Source organism: Streptomyces sp. NPDC044002 (assembly GCF_056434525.1).
The window spans coordinates 42,623-63,988 of record NZ_JBWKEZ010000044.1 but is presented as its reverse complement, the minus strand read 5'-3'; the positions used below and the strand labels follow the sequence as shown (position 1 = coordinate 63,988).

Genomic DNA, 21,366 nt, shown 5'->3' with positions numbered 1-21,366 from the left:
GGCCAGGTGAGCCTCGTGGGCGGGAACGAAGGCGGCCGGTTCGCAGCCCAGGCCGCCGGCGTCCCACAGACCGTGCCCTCCGGAGTGCTCGCTGTACCGGTACAGCGGCGAGCCGACCCCCGACCGCGGCCGGGGGTGACTACGTGAGCGGCCGGGACATCGACCGCACGGTGTCCTGGCCGTCGCGGAAGAGGAGAGCGAGCCGGTCTTCGGAGCGGGGGTCCAGTCGTGCCCGGGAAAGGTCGATGACGCTGTGCGTCACCAGCGTTTCGATGTACTCGGTCACCGCGTCGCGTGCGCCGACGCCGATCACCGCCCGGCGGTACTCCTCCAGCCCGTCCGGGGTGAGGTGCGGGTCGCCGAGCGCACGTCGCAGGACGTGCAGTGCCCGGTGGTTCCCGGTGTGCTCGGCGAGTTGCAGGGCGATCGCGGCGAGGTAGGTGGGTTTGCCCTCGCGGACGTCTTCCCCGGCCGGTTTGCCGGTCTGGGCCGGGTCGCCGAACACACCTGCGAGGTCGTCCCGGAGCTGGAAGGCGATTCCGGCGCTGCGAGCGGCTCCCTCCACGTGCCGCCGGGTGTCCTCATCGGCGTCGGCCAGTGCGGCACCGATGCCCAGCGGGCGCTGCACGGTGTAGGCGGCGGTCTTGAGGGTGGCCACGCGCAGGGCCTGTCCGGGGGAGAAGCGCGCGGTCGCCTGGGTGCGCAGGTCAAGGTACTGGCCGGCGACCATCTCGGTGCGCATGGCCCGCCACAGCGGCTGGATCCTCTTCCGTGCGTCATGGTCGAGCCGGGCCTCGGCGAGCAGGTCCTCGGCCCATACCAGCGCGAGATCGCCGGCGAGTACCGCCCCGGCGAGGCCGAAGTGGCCCGCATCGCCGCGCATTCCTTCGGAGCGGTGGCGGGCGGCGAAGTCGACGTGGACCGCCGCGGCTCCTCGCCGGAGTTCCGAGCGGTCCATCACGTCGTCGTGGACGAGGGCGGCTGCCTGGAGCAGTTCCAAGGAGGCGGCGACCTCCAGGGCGGCCCGGGCGTCCGGGCCTTCCGCGGGGCGGCCCGCGGCACGCCATCCCCACCAGGCGAAGGAGGCCCTCAGCCGTTTGCCGCCGCGCAGTACGAAGGCGGCCAGGGGACGGGCGACCTCGTCGCAGAACACCGGGTCGAGGGATTCCGCGTCGGCCAGCCGGCCGTAGAGCCAGGTGGTCAGGACGGCTTCCACTGCTGCGGCGCTGTCGGTGTCCGGGTGCGGCACGTGCGCGCCGCGGCAGGATTCCGGCAAGGTGGGCAAGCTGGCGGGGCACATGGGGGGCCTCTGTCCCGGGCGAAGGAGTGGCGACTGGTTCTGCTGTCGGAGGCGGTGAAGGCAGTGGAGGAGGGCTGCGGAGCACGGGAGTTGCCGGGGGGCGTCCCGCGCCCCGGCCGCCGGCGTCCGCGCCCGTACGGCGTTCGGCGCGCCACCGCTCCGTCGGCGCTCGGGCGTCCGGTGAAGAGGAGCGGCGGCGCGCCGTGGGAGCCTCGGGAGCGTGCGTCCGGCGGTCGGCGCCCGGGCGGGTGTCATCGTGGGTGGACGAATCCCGCTCCGGGCCCTCTCACCGGCTCCCGCGTCAGCCCAGGCTGCCCTGAAGGGTGGCCGTGCACTTCATGAACGTGGCGTCCTTGGCGAGGGTGGTGCCGAAGGCATCGTTGATCCGGGCGGCACCGGCCTCCTTCAGCGCGAAGTTCGTGGATCCCACCGTGACCTCGAACGTGGTCAGGCTCGTGGGCCGGCCACTGACGCTTCCGGGGACCAGGGGGTACGCGACCTCGGCCCGTGCTCCCGCCTGCGGGGCCTGCCCCGGCCGTGTCGTTCGCGGTGTCGCGCTCATGGCGCCCAGCGGGGTCTCGCCGGAGAGCTCCAGTACGTCGAGCCGGGTCCCGTCCTTGCCGACCAGGGAGATGCCGCCCCGCATGTCCAGCTTGCCCTGGAAGGTCGAGCTCATCGAGCCGGACACCTCGTCGAAGCGGACGCCACCGCCGGGAAGGGCATCGGCGGGGGCCGCGGCCTCGACGGTCATGCCCCGTTCGCCGAGCACGGCGGTCATGGTCTCGGTGGGGAAGCAGTCGACGTGCCCGCCCGTGACGCTGCCGACCCGTACGTCGGCGGCAACGGCATACGAGCCCGCGCTTACCGTGAGCAGGGCACAGGCCAAAGAAATTGCATAACGGCGACGCAAGGGGACTCCGATCGTTGAAATGGGGGGGGTGGTGATCACCATAGGAGATCGAAGCTTCACCCTGGGAGGCCGAATGGGTGAATTGATTTCAATGGTGCCGACGTCGAACGCATCGGAGTGCAGTACGTCTGCCGCCGTATCGGTTTTCCGGAACCCTCCGGACGATGGGGCGCCCGTCGGGTGCGGAGGGCCGCGCCGTCGGGCATGGCGAGGGCGACGCGGGGGCGACGCGGGGGCGAGTCACTCGTTCGAGTGTGGCGCGGCCGGGTGGCGGCGTGTCCCGTACCGACGGGCGGCGGGTCCGGCAAGGGTCGAGGACCACCCGGTCGGCGTAAGTCGCCATGCGTGGCTCCCGGCGGGCCGCGCGGCAGTTCCGCGGATACACCCCTCCGCCGGGCGCGTAAGGTCACGGCCATTCCCTTATGGCAGGCCTCTTCGCGTGATCACATGACAAGGATATTTTTGGTGTCGCATTCTCTGATCGATTCCGCCGTTTCGCCGGCGGCCGGTGACGATTCATTTCGGATCGGCCTGCAACTGGTGGAGCGGCACGGCGAAGAAACGCGGCCCCGGCAGTTCGAGATGGCCGGGCTCCAGTGGCAGCTCCTCCCCCAGGTGTTCGCCCCGACCCACACGGCGTCCACGGCCTTGTTCACCGAGTGGCTGCCGTTTCCCGTGGGGGGAACCTTCCTGGAAGTGGGCTGTGGTGCCGGTGTGACAGCCGTGATGGCCGCCCTGCGGGGGTGCTCGCGGGTCACAGCGGTTGACATCAACCCCACAGCAGTGCGCAACACCGCGCTCAACGCGGTCCGCCACGGAGTGGCCGATCGCATGCGGGTCCTGCGCAGCGACGTCTACGGTGCCGTGCCCGCGGGCGAGAAGTTCGACCTGGTGTTCTGGAACTCCAACGTCGTCTTCGCTCCGGACGACTTCGCCTACACCCGCCGGGTACAGCGCGCGATCTTCGACCGCAGCTACGCCGCGCACGACCGGTATCTCCGTGAGGGGCTGGGCCGACTGACGTCCGCGGGCCGGATGTTCCTGGGTTTCAACAGCCTCGGCGACGCCGGCCGGCTGAACGAGCTGGTCGCGGCGTCCGGTGCGCGGGTCACCGAACTACGGCGGGTGACCCGCCACGCGGGAGGCGTTCCCGTCACGTTCCAGCTGCTGGAGGTCACGAGCGGCGCCAGTGGCGCGAAGGTCGCGTGATCCCCGTGTACGCCCCACCGGTCGCCCCGCCGATCAGTACCCGGCCGAGGATCGTCAGCTACCTCAGGCTGGGCAAGGCACGGATGTACCACTACGTCTACGGCTGGCTCCTGGGGCTCCTGCTGCTGCGTTCGGAGGGCTTCCTCAGCGACGCGGGCCGACAGGACGCGCTCGCCCTGGCCTGCGTGCTGATCGCCACCCTGGCAGTGCAGTGGAGCGCGTCGGCCGCCGACGACGTCACCGGGTACCTGAACGGCAGTGACGAGCGCAACTACCGGGGCAGGCCGCTGGTGACGCGGGTCAGGAAGCCTCTGGTCACCGGTGAGCTGTCTCTGCCCCAGGCCGTTGGATTCGCCCTCGTCACCGGGATCGTCGGTGTCGTCGCCATTCCGGTGGGGGCCGGCATCCTGGGCTGGCGCGTACCCGCGCTGACGATCGTGGCCGTACTCGCCGTACAGGCCCTGGCCGTCCAGTACTCGTGCGGCATCAAGCTCAGTTACCGGCCGTTGGGGCTCGAATCCTCGATCCTGGTCACCGGCGCCTGCACCGTGATCACGCCCTACTGGATCGTCGCCGGAACGGCCAGCCGCGAGGCGCTGCTGGTGGGCGCGCTGTTCGGACTGTGGCTGCTCCTGGTCGTGTCCTACGGCAATGCCTCCGACCGGGCCGGCGACGCGGCCGTGGGCCGCAGGACGCTCGCGGTCATGATGCCCCCGCTGTGGTTCGCCGTCGCACTGCACGTGCTGGTGGCGGTGCACGCGGTGCTGCTGGCCATGCTGTTCGGCACGACGTCACTGAGGCCCGGCGCGCTCGTGTTCTCCGCTCCGGTCGTCGTCCTGCACCTGGTCCAGCTCTGGTACGGGGTGTACCGGCGGCGACTGCGCACGGCCCGGTTCCTGGTGTTGCTGTCCATCGATCTCGGCTCCGCCGGCCTCGCCGTCGCGCTGGTCCTGGGGCGCTCCTCATGACCGGCGGCACGATCGGCGACCGGGCCGTCGTGGTCGGCGGCAGCATCAGCGGCACGCTCGCGGCCCGGGTGCTGTCCGACTTCTACCGCGAGGTCGTCGTCGTCGACCGCGACGCGGTCATCGGCGTGCGGGAGCCACGGCGCGGAACCCCTCACGCGGGTCACGCCCATGGTCTCCACGCCCGGGGCTGCACGATCCTGGAGGAGCTGTTCCCCGGCATCCTCGACGACCTCCGGCGGGCGCGGTTTCCGATGGGAGACCTGGGCGAGCAGCACTGGTACTTCAACGGCAAACGGTTCCGGGCCGCGCGGACCGGGCTGCAGACCGTGACCACGCGGCGCCCCGTGCTGGAGGACCACATCCGCGGCAGGGTCGCCGCGCGGCCGGGCGTCACCTTCCTGGAACGGACCGAGCTGACCGGACTGGAGGCCACGCCGTGCCGCGGCCGGGTGACCGGTGTCCGACTGCGTTCAGCGTCCGCAGGGGCCGCCGGCGAGTTCAGCCTCGGTGCCGACCTGGTCGTCGACACCTGCGGCCGCGGGTCGCGCACACCGGTGTGGCTCGAGCAGTTGGGCTACGAACGGCCGCCCGAGGAGCGCATGGCCATCGGCCTCGCCTACGTCACACGTCTGTACCGAAGCCCGCGGCCCCTCGACGGCGCACAGTTCCTGACCTGCCTCGCCTCACCCGCCCACCCGCGGGGGGCGGTCTTCGGCCGTGCCGACGAGGACACCTACTACCTGTCCCTCACGGGCATCCTCGGGGACCATCCGCCCGCCGACCCGGACGGATACCTCCGGTTCTGCAGGTCCCTGCCCGTCACGGACGTGTACGACCGGATCCGCGACGCCACACCGCTGACCGATCCCGTCGCCTTCCGCATTCCGGCGAGCGTACGCAGACGCTACGAGCGGCTTCCCCGGTTCCCCGAGCGGCTGCTCCTGCTCGGCGACGCGGTGTGCACCCTCAACCCCAGTTACAGCCAGGGCATGACCGTGGCCGCGATGGAGGTCATGGCCCTGCGCACCCGTCTCGGCCGCGGCACCCACCCGGACTCGCGGGCCTTCATGAGGGACGTCGGCAAGATCGTCAACCGCCCGTGGTTCCTGTCGACCACAAGAGACCTGCAGCACACCGGAGGGACGGGAGTACGCGCGCTCACCGCCCGCCTGGGCAACGCGTACGTGACCCGGCTGCACGGGGCGGCACCGCACGACTCCGCCGCCACGGACGCCCTGATCCGGGTGGCGGGTCTGAGCGACCCGCCCACCACTCTCATGCGCCCGCGCGTCGTTCTCGCCGCGCTCAGACGGGGCCGGTGATGCGCCGGATCCACATCAAACCGCAACTCTCCAGTTGCACAAAGCGCCCATGGTGTGCAACCTTGGAGTTGCACTAGGTTCGGCGACAGCGAAGGAGTCCCCTCGTGAACGAGGACCGGATCGAACGCGAAACGCTGATCGAGGCGCCCCTCGAAAGGGTCTGGCCGCTGGTGGCCGAGCCCGGATTCTGGGTGGCCGCCAACGCGGGCCCGCCCGCCGCCCCGGCCGGGGAAGGCGAGGAGACAGTGGTGAAGAACCCGGAGTACGGGGACTTCCCGGTACGGGTGGAGAAGGCCGAACCACCCACGTATCTGGCCTACCGGTGGGCCAGCGCGTTCCCCGGAGAGCCGCTGCGCGAGGACAACAGCACTCTCGTGGAGTTCTTCCTGACACCGGAGGGCGACCGGACTCGACTGCGTGTGGTCGAGAGCGGCTTCTCGGCACTGGCCTGCTCCCAGGAGCTGCGCGACAAGGCGGCCGAGGACAACACCGGAGGCTGGCGCCAGGAGCTCGAAGCGCTCAGGACGCGTGCCGAACAGCCTTCCGCGTGAGCGGCGAACAGCCTGGCGGTGTCGGCGCGGTCGACACCGTCCTGGCGGCTCTCGCCGACCCGACGCGGCGCCGGCTGCTGGAACTCCTCGCGGCCGAGGGCGAAGCCACCGCGACGACGCTCGCCCGTCACCTTCCCGTCTCCCGCCAGGCCGTGGTCAAGCACCTCGCCGTCCTGGACTCCGCAGGGCTGGTGGCCTGCGGCCGCGTCGGGCGCGAGGTCCGCTATACGGTGCGGCCCGCGGCGCTCGACGCGACAGCGCGGTGGATGGCCTCGCTCGCCGCCGAGTGGGACCGCCGGCTGGCACGCCTCAAGCACGTGGCCGAGACGCTGGAGCGGGAAGCGCAGACCGACCCGAACAACCACGACGAGCCGCATCCGCGGGAACAGCCCCGCCAAGGAGCATGATCATGCCCATGGAGAACGGACACCTCACACACCCCCCTGCCGCGTACGCCTGCATGGTGGTGCGCAGTCCCGCCGCCCAGGCGTTCGAGGCCTTCGCCGATCCGGCCGTCACGTCCCGGTTCTGGTACAGCAGGAGCAGCGGCCCCATGACCGCAGGAGCCGAGCTCCGCTGGGACTGGGAGACCTACGGGGCGTCGGCCCAGGTCCGGGTCCTGGAGGTTCAGGAGGGACGACTGATCCGCTTCGAGTGGGGCAACTACGAACAACCGACCACGGTAGAGCTGAAGTTCACCCAGCGCACGCCACGGGCCACCTTCATCGAGGCCACCGAGACCGGGTTCAGGGGCTCGGGGGACGACACCGTCCGCTGGGTGAACGACACGGTCGGCGGGTTCACCACCGCCCTGTGCGCGATGAAGGCCCTCCTCGAACACGGCATCGAGCTCAACGCCGTTCCCGACCACCACCCGGCCTGACCGGCCGCCGAGCTCCGCAGCCCGGAGACCCGCAGGTGAGCCTCGGCGGAGGCCGCGCTCGTCGGCACGGACTCCGACGTGCGCACCTTCCTGAGCAGCCGGCTGGCCGCCGACACGGCCGTCGACAACCGGGGCGCGGTCCTCGCCCAGTTGGCGGCGGCCGGCAAGGGCACGCGGCGCGACGCCACCGCCGCGCTCGGCGCCGGGGACGGGGCCGTGGCCGCGTTCCTCGGGGGTGGTTTCAAGTCCGCCGTGCTGGAGGACCTCCGGGTGGCCACCACCACCGTGATGGCGGTGGGCGGCAAGGCCGTCAATCGCGCGGGCAACACCGCGCTGAACAACGGCTCCACGGACGCGCTCGGTTCCTTCCTCACCGACGGACAGTTCACGGCACGGCTCGAGGACGCCCGCGTCGAGGTCTCCAAGCTCGCCTTCCAGGCCGGACCCGAGGTGCAGAAGTACGCCAACCGCGCGCTATCCGGCACCGCGGAGGACATCGAGTGGTTCCTCGACACGGGCCAGCACATCGCCCGGGCCCGCGACCAGGAGGCCACCAAGATCCAGGAACTCGTCGGGGTCGTCCAGCGCGAGGGCAAGCGGGCCGACACCCTGACGAAGCAGGCCGAAGAGGCGTCGGCCCGCGCGGTGACAGCAGCGGCCGAGGCCAAGGAGGCGGCACGGATCGCCGCGGCGGAGGCCCGGGCGGCCGAGGGCGACATCGCCAAGGCCGCCGCCGCGGCCCGCAAGGCCGGGCAGATCGCCCGCAACGCCGCCGACGCCTCGCGCCTGGCCATCGGCGCCTCCCACGCCGCCGTCCAGGCCTCCCGCCGGGCCGGCACGGCCGCCAACGCCGCGGGCGCGGCCGCGGCCGCCGCGGCCGGCGCCGCGGCGAGGGCCCGCAAGTCGGCCATCGACGTCTCCCTCGACAGCACCATGGTCCAGCAGGCCAAGGACGCCGCCGTGGCGGCCCGGGACCTCGCCGCCCAGGCGCGCACCGCCGCCGAGGCGGCGGGCCACGCCGAGAACGCGTCGACGCAGTCCAAGAACGCCAGCTGGTACGCGGAGACGGCGGCACGTGACGCGGCGGAGGCCGCGAAGGAGGCCCGTGCGGCGGCCGAGCAGCTGCCGGTGGCCAACGAGGAGGCGGCGAAGGCCAGGAAGGAGGCCGAGACCGCCGGCGCGCAGGCCGCGATCGCGACCAACGCCGCGGGAAACGCGGCGCGTCTTGCCGATGCCGCAGCCCTGGCGGCCCGTACCGCACGCGCCGCGGCGGCCAGCGCCGCCGATCACGCCGAGAAGGCCGCGGCCGCCGCCGACTGGGCGGTGCAGCGCGCCGGCCAGGCGGTGGACCACGCCAACAAGTCCACCGAGTTCGCCGACGAGGCCACCAAGGCCGCGAACACGGCCACCGAAGCGGTCAACCAGGCCGTCCTGGTCGAGAAGGCCGCCCGTGAGGCCGAATGGCAGCGCCTGGAACACGACACCCTGCAGGCGGTGGAGGAGATGCGCCTGCTCGCGCGGGCCGAGGACGAGCGCAAGGCGGAGCTGGCGGGACGCCGGACCGTGGACCAGCAGACCCAGCAGAGGACGAAGGACCTGATCACACGGGCCGAATCCGCCCTCAGGAGCGGGGATCCGACGGCCGCGGCGGCCGGACGGAGCGCGGCCGTGGCCGTGATGGGAACCTCCCGGGGCAGCTGGTCCCGCGAGGCCGCCCGGTTCGCGCTGGCGGGCACGGACGCCGACGTCCGGGTCTGGGTCGACGCCGACCGCAGGATCGCCCAGCAGCAGGACGACCGGGAGACGGCCCTCTACGTCGCCCGTACGAGCAGCGCGGACGTCGCGACGGCCGCGAGCCGGGCGTTGGCGAGCGGCGACCCGCATGCGGCCACCGACTTCCTCACCACCGGCGCCGCCCAGGCCGCGGCCACCGGGTACCGCGTCGCGATCGCCCGCCTCCTCTCGTCCAACCCCGGCCGCGCGGTGACCCGGGCGGCGAACGAGGCGCTGGACGCCGCCACGCCGGCCGCCCTGTACGGGTTCTTCACGGACCGGTTCGAGGCGGCGCAGCGCGAGGACGACGCGGTGGCCACGGCCGCGCTGCTGAACACCGCGGGCCCGTACACCAAGGCCCATGCCCAGGCGGCCCTGGAGGGCCCGTCGTGGGCCCGCCGCAACTTCGTCGCCCGGGTCCAGTTCAAGACGGCCCAGCTCGACTTCGACTCGGCGTGCCACATCGCCGGCGTGCAGGGTGCGATCGCGGCGGCCTCGAAGATCGCGCACAAGGCGCAGGAGGACGCCGCCCGGGCCCAGGAGGCGGCCGCCCGGGCCCGCAACGCGGCCTCGGAGGCGCTGCAGTGGGCGGACCAGGCCAAGCAGTCGGCCGTGCGGGCCGCCACCGCCGCACAGCAGGCCGGTACGTACGCCGACTCCGCCGAGAAGGCCGCCGGTGACGCCCGGGCCTCCGCCGTCAGGGCGAACCAGGCGGCCGCCAAGGCCCGTACCGCCGCGCGCACCGCGAACTACGAGGCCAACCGCGCCCTGCAGTCCGCCCAGGAGACGTTCCAGTCCGTCGCCGTCGCCCAGGCGGCGGCCGCCTTCTCGCACCTCCAGGCGATGCAGACGGGGGGCGACGTCGCCGCCGCGGCGGAGGCCGCGCGCGTCGCCCACGACGTCGAGAAGGTCAAGCGGCTGCAGGAGATCGTGGCCGCGGCCGCCAGGGCGGCGGAGGAGGCGAAGGCCGCCGGGAAGAACCCGGCGGACACGGCCGACAACGACAACGTCTCCCTCCCCGCGTACAAGGAGGCGGCGCGGGAACTGGCCGAACTGACGGAGTGGGGCAGCGTGGCTGCCGGGCTGGCGGGTGCCGGCTGCGCCGTCTTCGGATTCGAACCGGGCGCCATCGTGCTCGACGGCGTCGCGGTGCAGCTCTCCGAGCTCACCGCGGTGCTCACCGGCATCGGCTACGGCTTCACGAGCCACGAGTTCCAGCACGCCCTCGGCATGGCCGGCCTGCACATCATCACCTTCGGGCAGGCCGCGCTGATCAAGAAGCTGGGCGGCGAGAAACTGCTCACCAACATCACGTCGGCCCTGCACTCGGCCGCCGCGCCGGTGATCAGCTTCCTTGACGAGTGGCTGTAGTACGCAACCGTGGACGCGGCGTCGTCCCGCACGTGCGGGACGAGGCCGGGCAGGCTGCCTCGTCCCCCGGCGGCCGCTACTTGTCGTTCTTCCAGGCGTACAGGGCCGTCCCGTCGAGGTAGGCCCAGTAGCCGCCCTCGCAGGTGGCGGCAGCCTTGGCGGGGGCGTCCGCCGGGAACCAGCCGGCCTTGACGACCGGGGCGGAGGGGGCCGGCCGGGGCTCGCCGGGCGTGCAGCCCCTCGGAAGGTCCGCCGAGGGGAGCTCCGCTTTCAGGACCCGCTCGGAGCCGGTGGTCTTCCAGTTCCACTTGATCTGCCGGGCGTCGTCGGGCAGCCAGCGGGGCATCGAGGCGCGGGCTTCCTTCGCCTCGCGCCCCGTGGCGTAGGCGTCGGACTTGTCGTGCCGGCCCGCGAGCCCGTTCTCCATCGCGTTGATGCCGATGGGGACCGCCACGGCGAGGGCGGCCACCACGCCCACGACGGCTATGACGATAGTGCGCGTGCGGTTCGACATGGGGGGCCTGCCTTCTGGGACGGGGATTCGGTGCGCACTCCGCGGTGCGCCCGTTCCATTCTTCGACCGGCCCACCTGGCGTTCCCTGCCCCGGAAGAACGGGTTCCGGGTCCGTCTTGCGGATGGCCGCGCCGCCGGCTCACCTGAACCCGAGCGACCGGGCGGCGTCGGCGGCGCACCGGCTCACCGCCGCGGCCCCGCCACACCGCGCCCCAACCGCACCGCACCTCCGGCAGCTCCACCTCGTGCTGCGGCCGGAAGGTTCAAAGGATCTGGATCTTCATCGGCACGTCACCTCCCTGCCCCCTGGGCGGCCGCCGCAGCGCTCCCGGCGTTCCTCCCTGCCCGTGCCCGCGGCTACCGGCCCGAGACCGGTCCTCGCCGGTCGCCGACAGCTGGGGCCGTGAGCGTGGCGGGCTCCTGACCGAGCCTCCGTGCGGACGTCCAGGCGGCGAGCCGCCGGCCGCATGGACCACCCGCGCCGAACCAGCCGACATCCTGACCGCACTCAAGGCACTCCAGTGAACTCTTTGCTCCACCCCGACCCCTGGCCCACGCAGGCAGGCCGATGCGGCACCCTTCAGGGCAAGCCGCACCGGCGTGCGGTGCGGTGGTTCGGCGCGCGGTCCGTGCCTGTCGACGGCCGGACCCGTCGCCTTGCTAGAGCCTGCGCAGCTTGGTCGTGTAGACCTGGTTGGCGATCTTGTCGCCGAGGGTCAGGCCGTCCTCCGCGTCCCAGGGGAAGTGCACGCCCAGCCAGATCCGGCTGTCGGCGTCCTCGCGCGCCGCCTGGCTGAAGCTGGTGAAAGAGCGAGACTTGACCGGGGACTGCGGGTCGTCGGTGGTCATGGTGAAGGCGATGTTGTCGCTGCCGAAGTAGCGCTTCATCACGCCCGCCCAGGCGGCGCCGAAGGTGGCGTGGCCGGAGGCCCAGGCCGGAAAGCAGGGGGTGACGTTGACTCCTGCCCGGGTCTTCAGCAGCGGCTTCCATTCCGGGTCGAGGCCGCCCTCGCGGATGGCGGAGACCGGCCGCCACAGGTCGATCGGGGTCAGGAACTTCACGTCCCGGACCGCGATGCCGGCGTCCGCCATGGCGGTGGAGACCAGGGCGAACAGTCGTGCGCTCTCGTACGTGTTGAGCTTGCGCTGGGTGGCGATCTCGCGTGTGGCCTGCAGGAGCTGGCCCGGCGGCTTGTAGGTGCCGTCCTCGTCGTTGGCCCAGAACCAGGCGGCCGCCTCCTGGTCCGCGGTCCGGTTGACCACCGGAGTGCGGGTGGTGGGCTTGTCGGCGCCGGCCGACCGCACCGCCTCGACCTGCCGCTTGTACTCGTCACTGGCCAGCAGCTTCTCGTACGTGCCGTACAGGCCCGGTGTGGGAGGCCGGAACTGCGAACCGGAGGTCAGCGCGAACGGCTTGACCTGGCCCCAGAACGGGGACACGGCCTGGCTGTCCCGGGAGCAGCCGGGGTCGGCCATGTCGGGGTAGCTGGTGGGCCGCCAGGCCCCCGGCTTGTTGTCCCCGACGTACACCTGGTCGTTGTCGGCGCCGTCCCCGTTCCGGGCATCGCGCATCTGGGTCACCATCTTGCTCACGACGGTGGCGTCCAGGATGTCGAAGCCGGTCGGCTCGCTGCCGAAGCGTTCGCGGAACCTCGCGTCGAGGTACTGGGTCTGGCCGGGGTAGAGGCCGAGCAGGACGTTGTACGCGGTGCGGCCGACCACCCGCTCCTCCTCGTCCGGCCCCTCCAGCCAGCCGGCGTACTTCTCGGCGTGGATGTAGGGCTCGGAGGTGATCTTGCCCTTCCACTTCAGCTGGTAGGAGGACTCCGCGTCATACATCGCCAGGTTCAGCATGGCCGCGGACCTGGACATCGGGCCGGGGCCGCCGCCCTCGCGGCGTATGACCTCCAGCAGGACGTCGTTCCAGTAGTGCACCGGATCGGCGATGGTCTGCGGGGGCAGCGCCGCCTGCGCCGGCTGCGGGGCAGCGGCCAGCACGGTGCCGGTCGCGGCCAGGACGGCCGCGACGGCCATGGCACGGCGCCAGTGCCGCACAGGACGGGGCATGTTTCGGGAACGCGTGGACATGTCCAACTCTCCGTGGTGGGCAGGTGATGGATCACCACCGACAGCCGGCGGCGGCGAGATCATGGCTGCCGGCACCGGGTTGGGGAACGCCAAATCGGCACCGGAGAGCCGGAATGGCCGACCCCGCGTACCCATCGACCGGAACTCGCCGACGCAGTTGAGACAGTCACGACTCAACATCCAGAGGGATCCGACAGCAGGACGCGGCAGCCAGCCGGCCGCCCCACCCGCCCCGTCCTGCCGCACATGCCCCCCGAACGCACGTACAGGCGCGGACATCGCGGGCCGGGGAACCCGCAAGGGGGGCAGGCCGTTTCCTTCAGATCATCCGATCGTTGGTTGATGTGTACCGTTGGCTGGCACCCCAGTAGGCCCGCATCGAGCCGCTGCTGACGGCCTCCTGAAGATGCACGCGCCCCTCCTTAGTCGCAGCGGCCGCCGGGCCCGAACCGACCGTGCGCGGACATCAGCAGCGCCCCGTCCACGATCTCCTGCAGTTCCCGGCCGGTCACGTCGAGCAGCTGCCCGTCCAGGGGGCCGCCGACCAGCTGCACGTAGGCGTGGCGGTCATCACCGGCCTGCGGACCCTGCGCGAGATCCGCAAGGTCACTCCCGTCCCGGCATCCACCCCGGCGTCCGCCCCGGTCCCCGTCGGGCGTTGAGCGTCAGTCCGCAGGCAGGGCTCGGACGGCGCCCGTGTCGGCTGACCGGGCCAGAGCCGCGTAGGCGCGCAGGGCCGTCGAAACGGGTCGCTCGGGGCGGCATGGCCGGTAGCCCGCGCCACCCGCGCCCTCGCGGTGGGCGCGACGGGCGGCGAGCTCCGACTCGGGCACCTGGAGGTGGAGCGTCCGGGCCGGGATGTCGACGGTGATCAGGTCGCCGTCGGCGACAAGGGCCAGCGGGCCTCCGGCGGCGGCTTCGGGCGAGATGTGGCCGACGGCCAGACCGGAACTGCCGCCGGAGTACCGGCCGTCGGTGATGACCGCCACGGACCGGTCGAGGCCCCGGCCCTTGAGGTAGGCCGTCGGATACAGCATTTCCTGCATCCCCGGACCGCCCCGCGGGCCCTCGTAGCGGATGACCAGCACGCTGCCCGGAGTCACCCGCCCGGAAAGGATCGCTTCCACCGCCTCGTCCTGGGAGTCGGTGACCAGGGCTTCGCCCGTGAACACGGTCATGCCGTCCGAGACGCCGGCGGACTTGACCACCGCCCCGTCCGGAGCGAGATTGCCCCGCAGCACGGCCAGTCCGCCGTCGGGCGAGTAGGCGTGTGCGGTGTCGCGGATGCAGCCCGCAGCCGCGTCCAGGTCCAGCGATTCCCAGCGGGCCGACTGGGAGAAGGCGGACGCGGAGCGGGCACCTCCCGGAGCTGCGTGGAAGAGGTCGGTCGCCTCCGGGGAGCAGGAGGGGGCGCGGACGTCCCAGTCGGACAGCCACTCCGTGAGCGAACCGGCGTGGACGGCGTGGACGTCCTCGCGCAGCAGCCCGCCGCGGTGCAGCTCGCCCAGGAGGGCGGGGATGCCGCCGGCCCGGTGGACGTCCTCCATCAGGTACGCGCTGCTGGGGGCCACCTTGCACAGGCACGGCACCTCGCGCGAGCGCGCCTCCATGGCGTCCAGGCCGTAGTCCAGCCGGGCCTCGTGCGCGGCGGCGAGGAGGTGCAGAACGGTGTTGGTGGAGCCGCCCATCGCCAGGTCGAGGGCCATCGCGTTGTCGAACGCCGCCCGGGAGGCGATCGCCCGGGGCAGCACGGTGGCGTCGTCCTTGCCGTAGTACCGCTCGGTCAGCTCCACGACCGTCCGCCCGGCCCGCTCGTACAGGGCCCTGCGGGCGGTGTGGGTTGCCAAGGTGGTTCCGTTGCCGGGCAGGGCCAGCCCGAGTGCCTCGACGAGGCAGTTCATGGAGTTGGCCGTGAACATCCCGGCGCACGAGCCGCAGGTCGGGCAGGCCGACTCCTCCACGGCCGCCAGGTCGGCATCGGACACGTCAGGGTCGACCGCCTCGGACATGGCGGTGACCAGGGTCAGGCCGGTGCGGACCGTGCCGCCCGACAGCACCGCCCGGCCGCCCTCCATCGGGCCGCCCGAGACGAACACCGTGGGGATGTTCAGCCGCAGTGCGGCCATCAGCATCCCCGGGGTGATCTTGTCGCAGTTGGAGATGCAGACCAGAGCGTCCGCACAGTGCGCCTGGACCATGTACTCAACGGAGTCGGCGATCAGTTCCCTGGAGGGCAGCGAGTACAGCATCCCCGCGTGGCCCATGGCGATGCCGTCGTCGATCGCGATGGTGTTGAACTCCCGTGCGATGCCGCCCGCTTCTCGGACGGCCTCGCTGACGATGCGGCCCACCGGCTGGAGGTGGGTGTGGCCGGGGACGAACTCGGCAAAGCTGTTGGCCACGGCGACCACCGGCTTGACGCCGATGTCCGCGCCGGGCACACCGGAGGCACGCATCAGGGCGCGGGCCCCCGCCATGTTCCGGCCATGGGTGACGGTACGGGATCTCAAGTGAGGCATGCGTCGATCCTGGCGGCGCACGGGCACGGCGCGAAGACGCCCTGACTGCTATCACTCCCACTACCAGTACATATCCTGAGCACATGGGAACAGCGGTGGAGCGACGAAATGAACTGGGCGACTTCCTGCGCGCCCGGCGCACCCGCCTCGACCCGACAGCGGTCGGCCTGCCTCCGGCCGGGCCCCGTCGCCGCGGCGGCCTGCGCCGCGAGGAGGTCGCCACGCTCTCCCAGGTCAGCGCCACGTGGTACGCGTGGCTGGAGCAGGGGCGTGACATCCAGCCGTCCCGGGCCGTCCTGGACGCCCTCGCCCGCACGCTGCTTCTGACCCCCACCGAGCACGACTACGTGCTGTCCCTGGCCGGGTACGCCCCCTCCGCCAAGTCCCCCGAACCGGCTTCCCACACCGCGCCCGGGCATGTGCAGCGGCTGCTCGACGCACTGGCCGGATTCCCTGCGTACGCCATCGCCCCCGACTGGACGATCACCGGCTGGAACTCGGCGTACCTCGACCTGTATCCGAACGTGTCCACCGTCCCCCCGCAGGAGCGGAACCTGCTGTGGCTGGTGTTCACCGATCCCTACGTCCGTGATCTGCTGCCGGACTGGGAGGTGACGAGCCGTCGCTTCCTCGCCGAGTTCCGGGCCGAGGCCGGGCCCCGGCTCGGCGATCTCGCTCACTCCCCCGCCATCCAGCGCCTGCTCGTGGCGAGCGAGGTCTTCAGAGAGGCCTGGCAGGACCACCACATCGAGGGCTTCGCCTCGCGGCTGCGCGTCTTCAACCATCCGATCGCGGGGGTACAGCACTTCGAGCACCACCGTCTGGCACCTGCCGACCACCCCGACCTGCACGTGGTTGTCTACACCCCGGCACGGACGAACGACGGCCGGACGTCTGACGCCATGGGCCGGACCTGACGTCGTTCACGCGGCACGGCGACCAGCCCGCGTGCGGGTCCTCGCAGCCGCTGTTCACGGCGGTGCCCGGCGGCGTGAGTGCGTCGTGGAGGGCCTGGCGGAAGGCTGGGGCGCGGACGATGGCCATCTCCCCGTGGGCGCGGACCACGGTGACGCTGCCGCGGACGTCGACCTCGACCTCGATGCGTTCGCCGCCGTCCTCGCCGTCCTCGCCGTCCTATGGCTCCTGCACGCGGGTCTCCCTCTCGCCGGTCCGCGCACCGTAGGGCCCTGGGGCGGATGCCCACCGGCGCGACGCCGCCCACACACCCGCCGGGCGTTGCCACCGGCCGGGTGAGCAGCCCGGGCAGCGCGCACTCGTTCCCATGCCTTGCCTTCGGCGACTACTGGTTCGACGACGAACACGCAGACCACCACGATGGCATCAACAGCCGGGCCGGCCGCCGTCAGGGCCTCCTCGGGCAGCCGGGGGAAGGCCGGTACGGGGAGGGGCTCAGCCGGCCTGGTCGTCCGTCCTCTTGGGCAGGCAGAACATCAGGGCCCACATCAGGGCGAGGAGGCCGGCGACCCACCACAGTACGGTGGTGAACGCGTCGCGGTTGAGTCCGGCGTCGGGGGAGCCGCCTGTGGTGGCGAAGAACACCAGCGCGGTCAGGGCGGTGCCCAGGGCGACGCCGAGGTGGAAAGCGGTGTTGAACAGCCCCGAGGCGGCCCCGGCGTTGTCGTGCGGGACCTTGGCGAGCGTCATGTCGGCGAGAGGGCCGCTGACCATGCCGAGGCCGAACCCGATCAGTACCACGGGGGCGCTCATCCCCAGCAGGGTCAGGCTCGCCTGGCCTGCGGCGATCTGGAGTCCGTAGCCGGCCGTCGCGGCGATCGTGATGAGGACACCGGTCTGTGGGAGGCGGCGGGCGAAGCGTCCGGCGCTCTTCGCCGCGATCGTCGCTCCGGCCAGCTCTCCGATGGAGAGCAGGACGAAGGCCAGGGCCGCGTCGAGGGGACTCATGCCCAGTCCGCGCTGGAGGTAGAGGGTCCAGGTCATGAAGAACAGCCCGCACAGCAGACCGTGCATCAACTGCGCGGCCGTGCCGCCGGAGAACTGCCTGCCCTGGAAGAGGGACAGCGGCAGGAGGGGAGCGTTGTCCTGCTTGCACCACTGGTGGCGCAGGAACGCAACCAGCGTGAGGAGACCGGCGGCGAGCAGGCCGGAGATCCACAGCGGCCAGTGGAGGAGGTGACCCTCACCGAGGGGGAAGACGATCAGCACGATGGCCAGTGCGGACAGCGCCATGCCGGCCAGGTCGGGCCGGTCGGCCTTCCTCTCGCTCGACTCGGGGACGAACCCGCGCCCCAGAAGGATCACGGCGAGGCCGATGGGCACGTTGATCAGGAAGATCGGCCGCCAGGACAGTCCGAGCAGGTCGGCCTCGGTGACCAGGCCGCCCAGCACCGGGCCCAGAACGCTGGCGATGGAGAGGACCGCCCCGTACAGGCCGAAGGCTTTGCTGCGGTTCCGGACCTCGAAGGTGACGTGGAGAGTGGCCAGGATCTGCGGGACCATCAGGGCCACTCCCGCGCCCTGGAGGGCGCGGGCACCGATCAGCACGCCGGGGCCGATGGCCAGGCCGCACAGCAGGGAGGCCGTGGTGAACACGACGGTCCCGGTGAGGAGGAGCCTGCGCCGGCCGTAGAGGTCGCCGAGACGCCCGCCGGTGATCAGCCCGATGGCGACCGGCAGCGAGTAGCCGGTGGTCAGCCACTGCAACGGGGCCGGTCCGGCGCCGGTCGACTCCTGGATCGCGGGCAGCGCGGTCAGCACGACCGACTGGTCCAGGATGTCCATGAGCTCGGCGGTCAGCAGCACCAGGAGAGCGATCCGGGCCGCCAGGGCCGTTCTCGGATGCCGGGATGCCGGGTCCTTCGAGGACTGGGTGATGTGCTCGGACTCGTTGCCGAGCGCGGAGGAAGACACGACGGGAAAGCTCCTGATCCACAGGGACCGGGGAGCTCTGCCGACAACCGCACCAGGGGTGGAGAACACCAGAACCCGGGGGCAGACGGCAGAGCTGCACCCGGGGAAGACGGAAGACCGCGAGGGGAGGGTGACGCAACTCAGACCAGCGCGACGCCCGCCCCCGCACACGTGCGACAACTCAGCACGTGGGGAACACGGACGGCTACATGGCCTGGGCTATAGGAAGTCACCTCAAGATCAACACGGACGGGAAGTTCGGTCGTCGCCGCCGGAAGCGCCGGCGCGGCAACGTTCCCACGGTACGACAGCCCCGGGTTCCCTCGCACGTCAGATACCGGGTTCTCGGAAACGGGATGGTGTCCAGCTCGATGACCGAACGGATGCGGGGCACAGCAGCCCGGCCTTCGATCAGCTCCACGGCTCCGTCAGCCCGTGCTCCGCGAACAGGTCCTCAAGGCGGGCACGGCGCTCGGCGTAGTCCGGCCACCGGTCCTGAGCGGGGGACCCACGCCGGGTCTGGAGCAGCACCCGCCCGCCCAGCCCGGCCGGGGTGAACAAGATCAACCGGTGGCTCCCGCTTGTGCTCATGCACCACCCCCGTCCGCAGCACGGCCGCGTCCGGAAGCGCCTCGGCGGCCGCAGCACCATCCCGATCACCCTCCGCAGATCCGCAGTGCTCCGCAGCCAGCCTGACCGGGCCGCCCGGCGGGGGCCCGGTGGCCGTCACGCCCTCGGCGTCCACCGCGACTCGGTCGCCCTCGCAGGCATTGAACTGCAGCCGCTTGACGCCCGCGAGGTCGCCGTCCGCCGGCAACAACGCTTCCCGGACGCCGGAGTACGGACCTTGATCCCTGTGGAAGACCCGTGGGGGCGGGTACCGCTGTCAGACCTTCAGGAACGGCTGCTGTGCGACGCCCTCGGCTGCGAGCCGCATGCCCGCCACCGGCGCCGCCGCCCATCCTGACCACCAGCCAGACGGCCCCGGTCGGCGCCCGGGGGCCGGACGGCAACCCGGGCTCCCTGACCGGCCCGGCAGGGGCTGTCCGGGAGGCGGTTGTGCGGCTGGGCGCGCGGGCGGCCGCCCCGGCCCCGGATCAGACGTCGATCTGGGCCAGCCCGGGGTAGATGTCCTGCCAGCGATAGCGACGGCAGTGGAAGTGCCAGTAGAGGAAGGCGGTCATGTAACGGTCGAGGTGGGGGCGTTGCTCGGCCGTGGCCAGGTCCAGGACTCGGCGGTAGGCGGCCAGGCCGCTGTCGAGGCTTTGGCGGTAGGCGTCGAGGTACGGGACGTCCTCGCTCACCGAGCGGCGGTAGATCCGGCTGACGAGGAAGTCCTCGCCGTGCACCGCCTCCTTGTAGAAGGACAGGACGTCGTTGATGTCGTTGAGGAACGCGACGCACGAGCTCAGCGCTGCCGACCAGAAGGCCCGCTCGCGGTGGGCACCCAGGCAGGGGTCGGTGAACTGAAGTGAGGTGAACCAGAACTGGGAGAAGCCGTTGAAGACGCGGACGAAGTCACTGTCGACCCCGTCGGACGCCTCCGGCGTGAACTCCGCCTCCATGAGGACGCCGGTGACCGCGTTGTAGAAGAAACACTTCCAGGCGGCCAGGAACGTCGCATCGCAGTACTGCGCGATCTCGTTGAACATGTGGCGGATGTAGCGGGCGTTCGGCGAGGACGTGCCCTGCCCGGGCAGCATGCCGGCCCGCAGAATCACTTCGGCTTCCGCCGGGTCGTGGCAGCACACGTCATCGGTGTGGGTACTGAAGACCCAGACACGATCGAGGGCGAGGGCGAGCGCGTCGTCGGCGACGGGCACCTGGAGGGCGCGCATCAGCGTGATGTGGCGGGTGGTGGCGGGGTCGACGGTGACGCCGAACGCCGCGAACTCGGCGGTGAGCACCTGGGCGTCGGCGCGGGCCTGAACCAGGTTGACGGGCGGATCGAAGGGCTCGGCGAAAGCGATCATCTCGTCGACGAGGCCGGAGTCCAGGACACGGGCGACCATGGCGCGGTGCCGGGGATCGGGGACGGCGTCGAGGCCGCTGCGCGCGGTGTAGTGGAGGGTGTCCAGGCCAGGCGGCCTGGGGTGCCTGATCCTGTGGCCGCCCGTCGAGTCCACGCCGCGTCCTTCCAGACGTCTTTCCCGGTCACGGACGCCTGCCTGCACGGCCGCGCCCCGTACTCACACAGCTAGTCGTGCCCGGCAAGATCGCCGACGTCCTCCTCACCACCGAGCTGGAGCCCGCCGAGCGCGCCACCGCCGTGAACCGCCGTGCACCACCCAGCGGTTCACCCGGTAGCGGCTCCTCGGCTGCTTTGCCTAACGACAGATCCCGGCGCAGGTAACCCGTTCCGCCTACACCCGGGAACTCATCGGCCGGGACCGGCTCGCCCCGGGCATGTTCAGCCGCTCCACCGCCGGAGTCGTGCTCGCGCCGGGCAACGGTCGCACCCAGTACAGGTCGGGTTCCCGGTCGGCGCCCGCGCGGACCAGCCCCATTCGTCAGGGTTCCGGGACTGGGCCCGCCCGGCGGTCGACCGTCAGCATGATGAGGAAGAACAGCCCGCCCGCCGGGAGGAGACCGGCCACGATCACGACGGATACCAGGGCCGCCCTCGGTGAGACCAGAACGAACAGCGCGATGAGCGTCCACACCAGGGCGCAGATCGCGACCGGCAGCTCGAAGCGTCCCAGGTCGAACGCGCCCTTCTTACGGCCCAGCCGGCCGCGCACCGCCAGGTAGAGGACGATCGTCGCGCCGTAGATGAGTGCCGGGAGGATCGTCGGCGCAGTGATCAGCTCCAGCAGCGCGGCGCCCGTCGCGCGCCATCGCGAAGACCAGGCGCACACGCTGCCCGAGTCACGACTCCGGCGCCGAAGAACGCGAACGTGATGGCGACCAGCGGTACGCGCTCCATGACCGGACCGAGCTGATCCCTCATGATGGCCGCGACCGGCGAGCCTCTGGCGGAGATCCGCGGAACGTCCTTGATCGCGACGGTGAGCGCGATCGACACCACCAGCCGACCTTCGGGTTCGCCAGCCGCGAGGCCCACTGGTA

General features: G+C 71.8%; 18 protein-coding genes. 9 read left to right on the top strand and 9 right to left on the bottom strand.

Going from position 1 to position 21,366, the window contains the following annotated elements:
• Positions 1-139: 139 nt before the first annotated feature.
• Complete coding sequence (locus tag AC07A6_RS28145; protein ID WP_478779007.1) at positions 140-1,276, bottom strand: polyprenyl synthetase family protein; 1,137 nt, start codon at positions 1,274-1,276, stop codon at positions 140-142.
• 325 nt (positions 1,277-1,601) lie between these two features.
• On the bottom strand, positions 1,602-2,186 hold the full coding sequence (locus tag AC07A6_RS28140; protein ID WP_478779006.1) for a hypothetical protein: 585 nt from the start codon (positions 2,184-2,186) through the stop codon (positions 1,602-1,604).
• A 471-nt stretch (positions 2,187-2,657) separates the two neighbouring features.
• Here AC07A6_RS28140 and AC07A6_RS28135 point away from each other — a divergent pair, with 471 nt between their 5' ends.
• The 7 genes from AC07A6_RS28135 (at position 2,658) to AC07A6_RS28105 (ending at position 10,287) form a co-directional block, all read left to right on the top strand.
• Positions 2,658-3,419, top strand: coding sequence for a methyltransferase domain-containing protein (locus tag AC07A6_RS28135; protein WP_478779005.1), 762 nt, complete (start codon positions 2,658-2,660; stop codon positions 3,417-3,419).
• A 5-nt stretch (positions 3,420-3,424) separates the two neighbouring features.
• A complete protein-coding gene (locus AC07A6_RS28130; RefSeq protein WP_478779004.1) occupies positions 3,425-4,387 on the top strand; it encodes a prenyltransferase in 963 nt (320 codons plus the stop codon).
• Positions 4,384-5,709: an FAD-dependent oxidoreductase gene (locus tag AC07A6_RS28125; protein ID WP_478779003.1), complete on the top strand. Its 1,326-nt coding sequence runs from the start codon at positions 4,384-4,386 to the stop codon at positions 5,707-5,709. The genes AC07A6_RS28130 and AC07A6_RS28125 overlap by 4 nt, the downstream gene beginning before the upstream one ends.
• A 104-nt stretch (positions 5,710-5,813) precedes the next feature.
• Positions 5,814-6,260, top strand: a complete 447-nt coding sequence (locus AC07A6_RS28120) for an SRPBCC domain-containing protein (protein WP_478779002.1) — start codon at positions 5,814-5,816, stop codon at positions 6,258-6,260.
• Positions 6,257-6,667, top strand: coding sequence for an ArsR/SmtB family transcription factor (locus tag AC07A6_RS28115; RefSeq protein ID WP_478779001.1), 411 nt, complete (start codon positions 6,257-6,259; stop codon positions 6,665-6,667). Before AC07A6_RS28120 ends, AC07A6_RS28115 begins: the two co-directional genes overlap by 4 nt.
• Before the next feature lie 2 nt (positions 6,668-6,669).
• On the top strand, positions 6,670-7,143 hold the full coding sequence (locus tag AC07A6_RS28110) for an SRPBCC family protein (protein ID WP_478779000.1): 474 nt from the start codon (positions 6,670-6,672) through the stop codon (positions 7,141-7,143).
• A gap of 78 nt (positions 7,144-7,221) precedes the next feature.
• Complete coding sequence (locus AC07A6_RS28105) at positions 7,222-10,287, top strand: ALF repeat-containing protein (RefSeq protein WP_478778999.1); 3,066 nt, start codon at positions 7,222-7,224, stop codon at positions 10,285-10,287.
• A gap of 76 nt (positions 10,288-10,363) precedes the next feature.
• Here AC07A6_RS28105 and AC07A6_RS28100 read toward each other — a convergent pair whose 3' ends face one another.
• On the bottom strand, positions 10,364-10,801 hold the full coding sequence (locus AC07A6_RS28100) for a hypothetical protein (protein WP_478778998.1): 438 nt from the start codon (positions 10,799-10,801) through the stop codon (positions 10,364-10,366).
• Positions 10,802-11,461: 660 nt separating this feature from the next.
• Complete coding sequence (locus tag AC07A6_RS28095) at positions 11,462-12,889, bottom strand: vanadium-dependent haloperoxidase (RefSeq protein WP_478778997.1); 1,428 nt, start codon at positions 12,887-12,889, stop codon at positions 11,462-11,464.
• 455 nt (positions 12,890-13,344) lie between these two features.
• Between AC07A6_RS28095 and AC07A6_RS28090 the strand changes: the two genes are divergently transcribed.
• Positions 13,345-13,551: a hypothetical protein gene (locus tag AC07A6_RS28090; protein WP_478778996.1), complete on the top strand. Its 207-nt coding sequence runs from the start codon at positions 13,345-13,347 to the stop codon at positions 13,549-13,551.
• Between the two features lie 3 nt (positions 13,552-13,554).
• Here AC07A6_RS28090 and ilvD read toward each other — a convergent pair whose 3' ends face one another.
• Positions 13,555-15,408 carry a dihydroxy-acid dehydratase gene (gene ilvD / locus AC07A6_RS28085; RefSeq protein WP_478778995.1) on the bottom strand — a complete coding sequence of 618 codons (1,854 nt, stop codon included), beginning with the start codon at positions 15,406-15,408 and terminating at the stop codon, positions 13,555-13,557.
• An 83-nt stretch (positions 15,409-15,491) separates the two neighbouring features.
• Between ilvD and AC07A6_RS28080 the strand changes: the two genes are divergently transcribed.
• Positions 15,492-16,325: a helix-turn-helix transcriptional regulator gene (locus AC07A6_RS28080; protein WP_478778994.1), complete on the top strand. Its 834-nt coding sequence runs from the start codon at positions 15,492-15,494 to the stop codon at positions 16,323-16,325.
• 493 nt (positions 16,326-16,818) lie between these two features.
• On the opposite strand, the gene AC07A6_RS28075 is transcribed toward AC07A6_RS28080, so the two are convergent.
• From AC07A6_RS28075 to AC07A6_RS28060, 4 genes are all read right to left on the bottom strand, one after another.
• Positions 16,819-18,297 (bottom strand): MFS transporter, encoded by a 1,479-nt coding sequence (locus AC07A6_RS28075; RefSeq protein WP_478778993.1) that lies wholly within the window; start codon positions 18,295-18,297, stop codon positions 16,819-16,821.
• 411 nt (positions 18,298-18,708) lie between these two features.
• Positions 18,709-18,864 carry a hypothetical protein gene (locus AC07A6_RS28070; protein ID WP_478778992.1) on the bottom strand — a complete coding sequence of 52 codons (156 nt, stop codon included), beginning with the start codon at positions 18,862-18,864 and terminating at the stop codon, positions 18,709-18,711.
• Positions 18,865-19,394: 530 nt separating this feature from the next.
• Entirely contained in the window at positions 19,395-20,423 is a 1,029-nt protein-coding gene (locus AC07A6_RS28065) for a hypothetical protein (RefSeq protein ID WP_478778991.1), read from the bottom strand.
• Between the two features lie 384 nt (positions 20,424-20,807).
• Positions 20,808-21,155: a hypothetical protein gene (locus AC07A6_RS28060; protein ID WP_478778990.1), complete on the bottom strand. Its 348-nt coding sequence runs from the start codon at positions 21,153-21,155 to the stop codon at positions 20,808-20,810.
• Positions 21,156-21,366 lie beyond the last annotated feature (211 nt).

Coding starts and splice junctions, on each gene's coding strand:
- AC07A6_RS28135 (WP_478779005.1), top strand. CDS start 2,658: ATGACAAGGATATTTTTGGTGTCGCATTCTCTGATCGATTCCGCCGTT.
- AC07A6_RS28125 (WP_478779003.1), top strand. CDS start 4,384: ATGACCGGCGGCACGATCGGCGACCGGGCCGTCGTGGTCGGCGGCAGC.
- AC07A6_RS28110 (WP_478779000.1), top strand. CDS start 6,670: ATGCCCATGGAGAACGGACACCTCACACACCCCCCTGCCGCGTACGCC.
- AC07A6_RS28100 (WP_478778998.1), bottom strand. CDS start 10,801: ATGTCGAACCGCACGCGCACTATCGTCATAGCCGTCGTGGGCGTGGTG.
- AC07A6_RS28095 (WP_478778997.1), bottom strand. CDS start 12,889: ATGTCCACGCGTTCCCGAAACATGCCCCGTCCTGTGCGGCACTGGCGC.
- ilvD (WP_478778995.1), bottom strand. CDS start 15,408: ATGCCTCACTTGAGATCCCGTACCGTCACCCATGGCCGGAACATGGCG.
- AC07A6_RS28080 (WP_478778994.1), top strand. CDS start 15,492: ATGGGAACAGCGGTGGAGCGACGAAATGAACTGGGCGACTTCCTGCGC.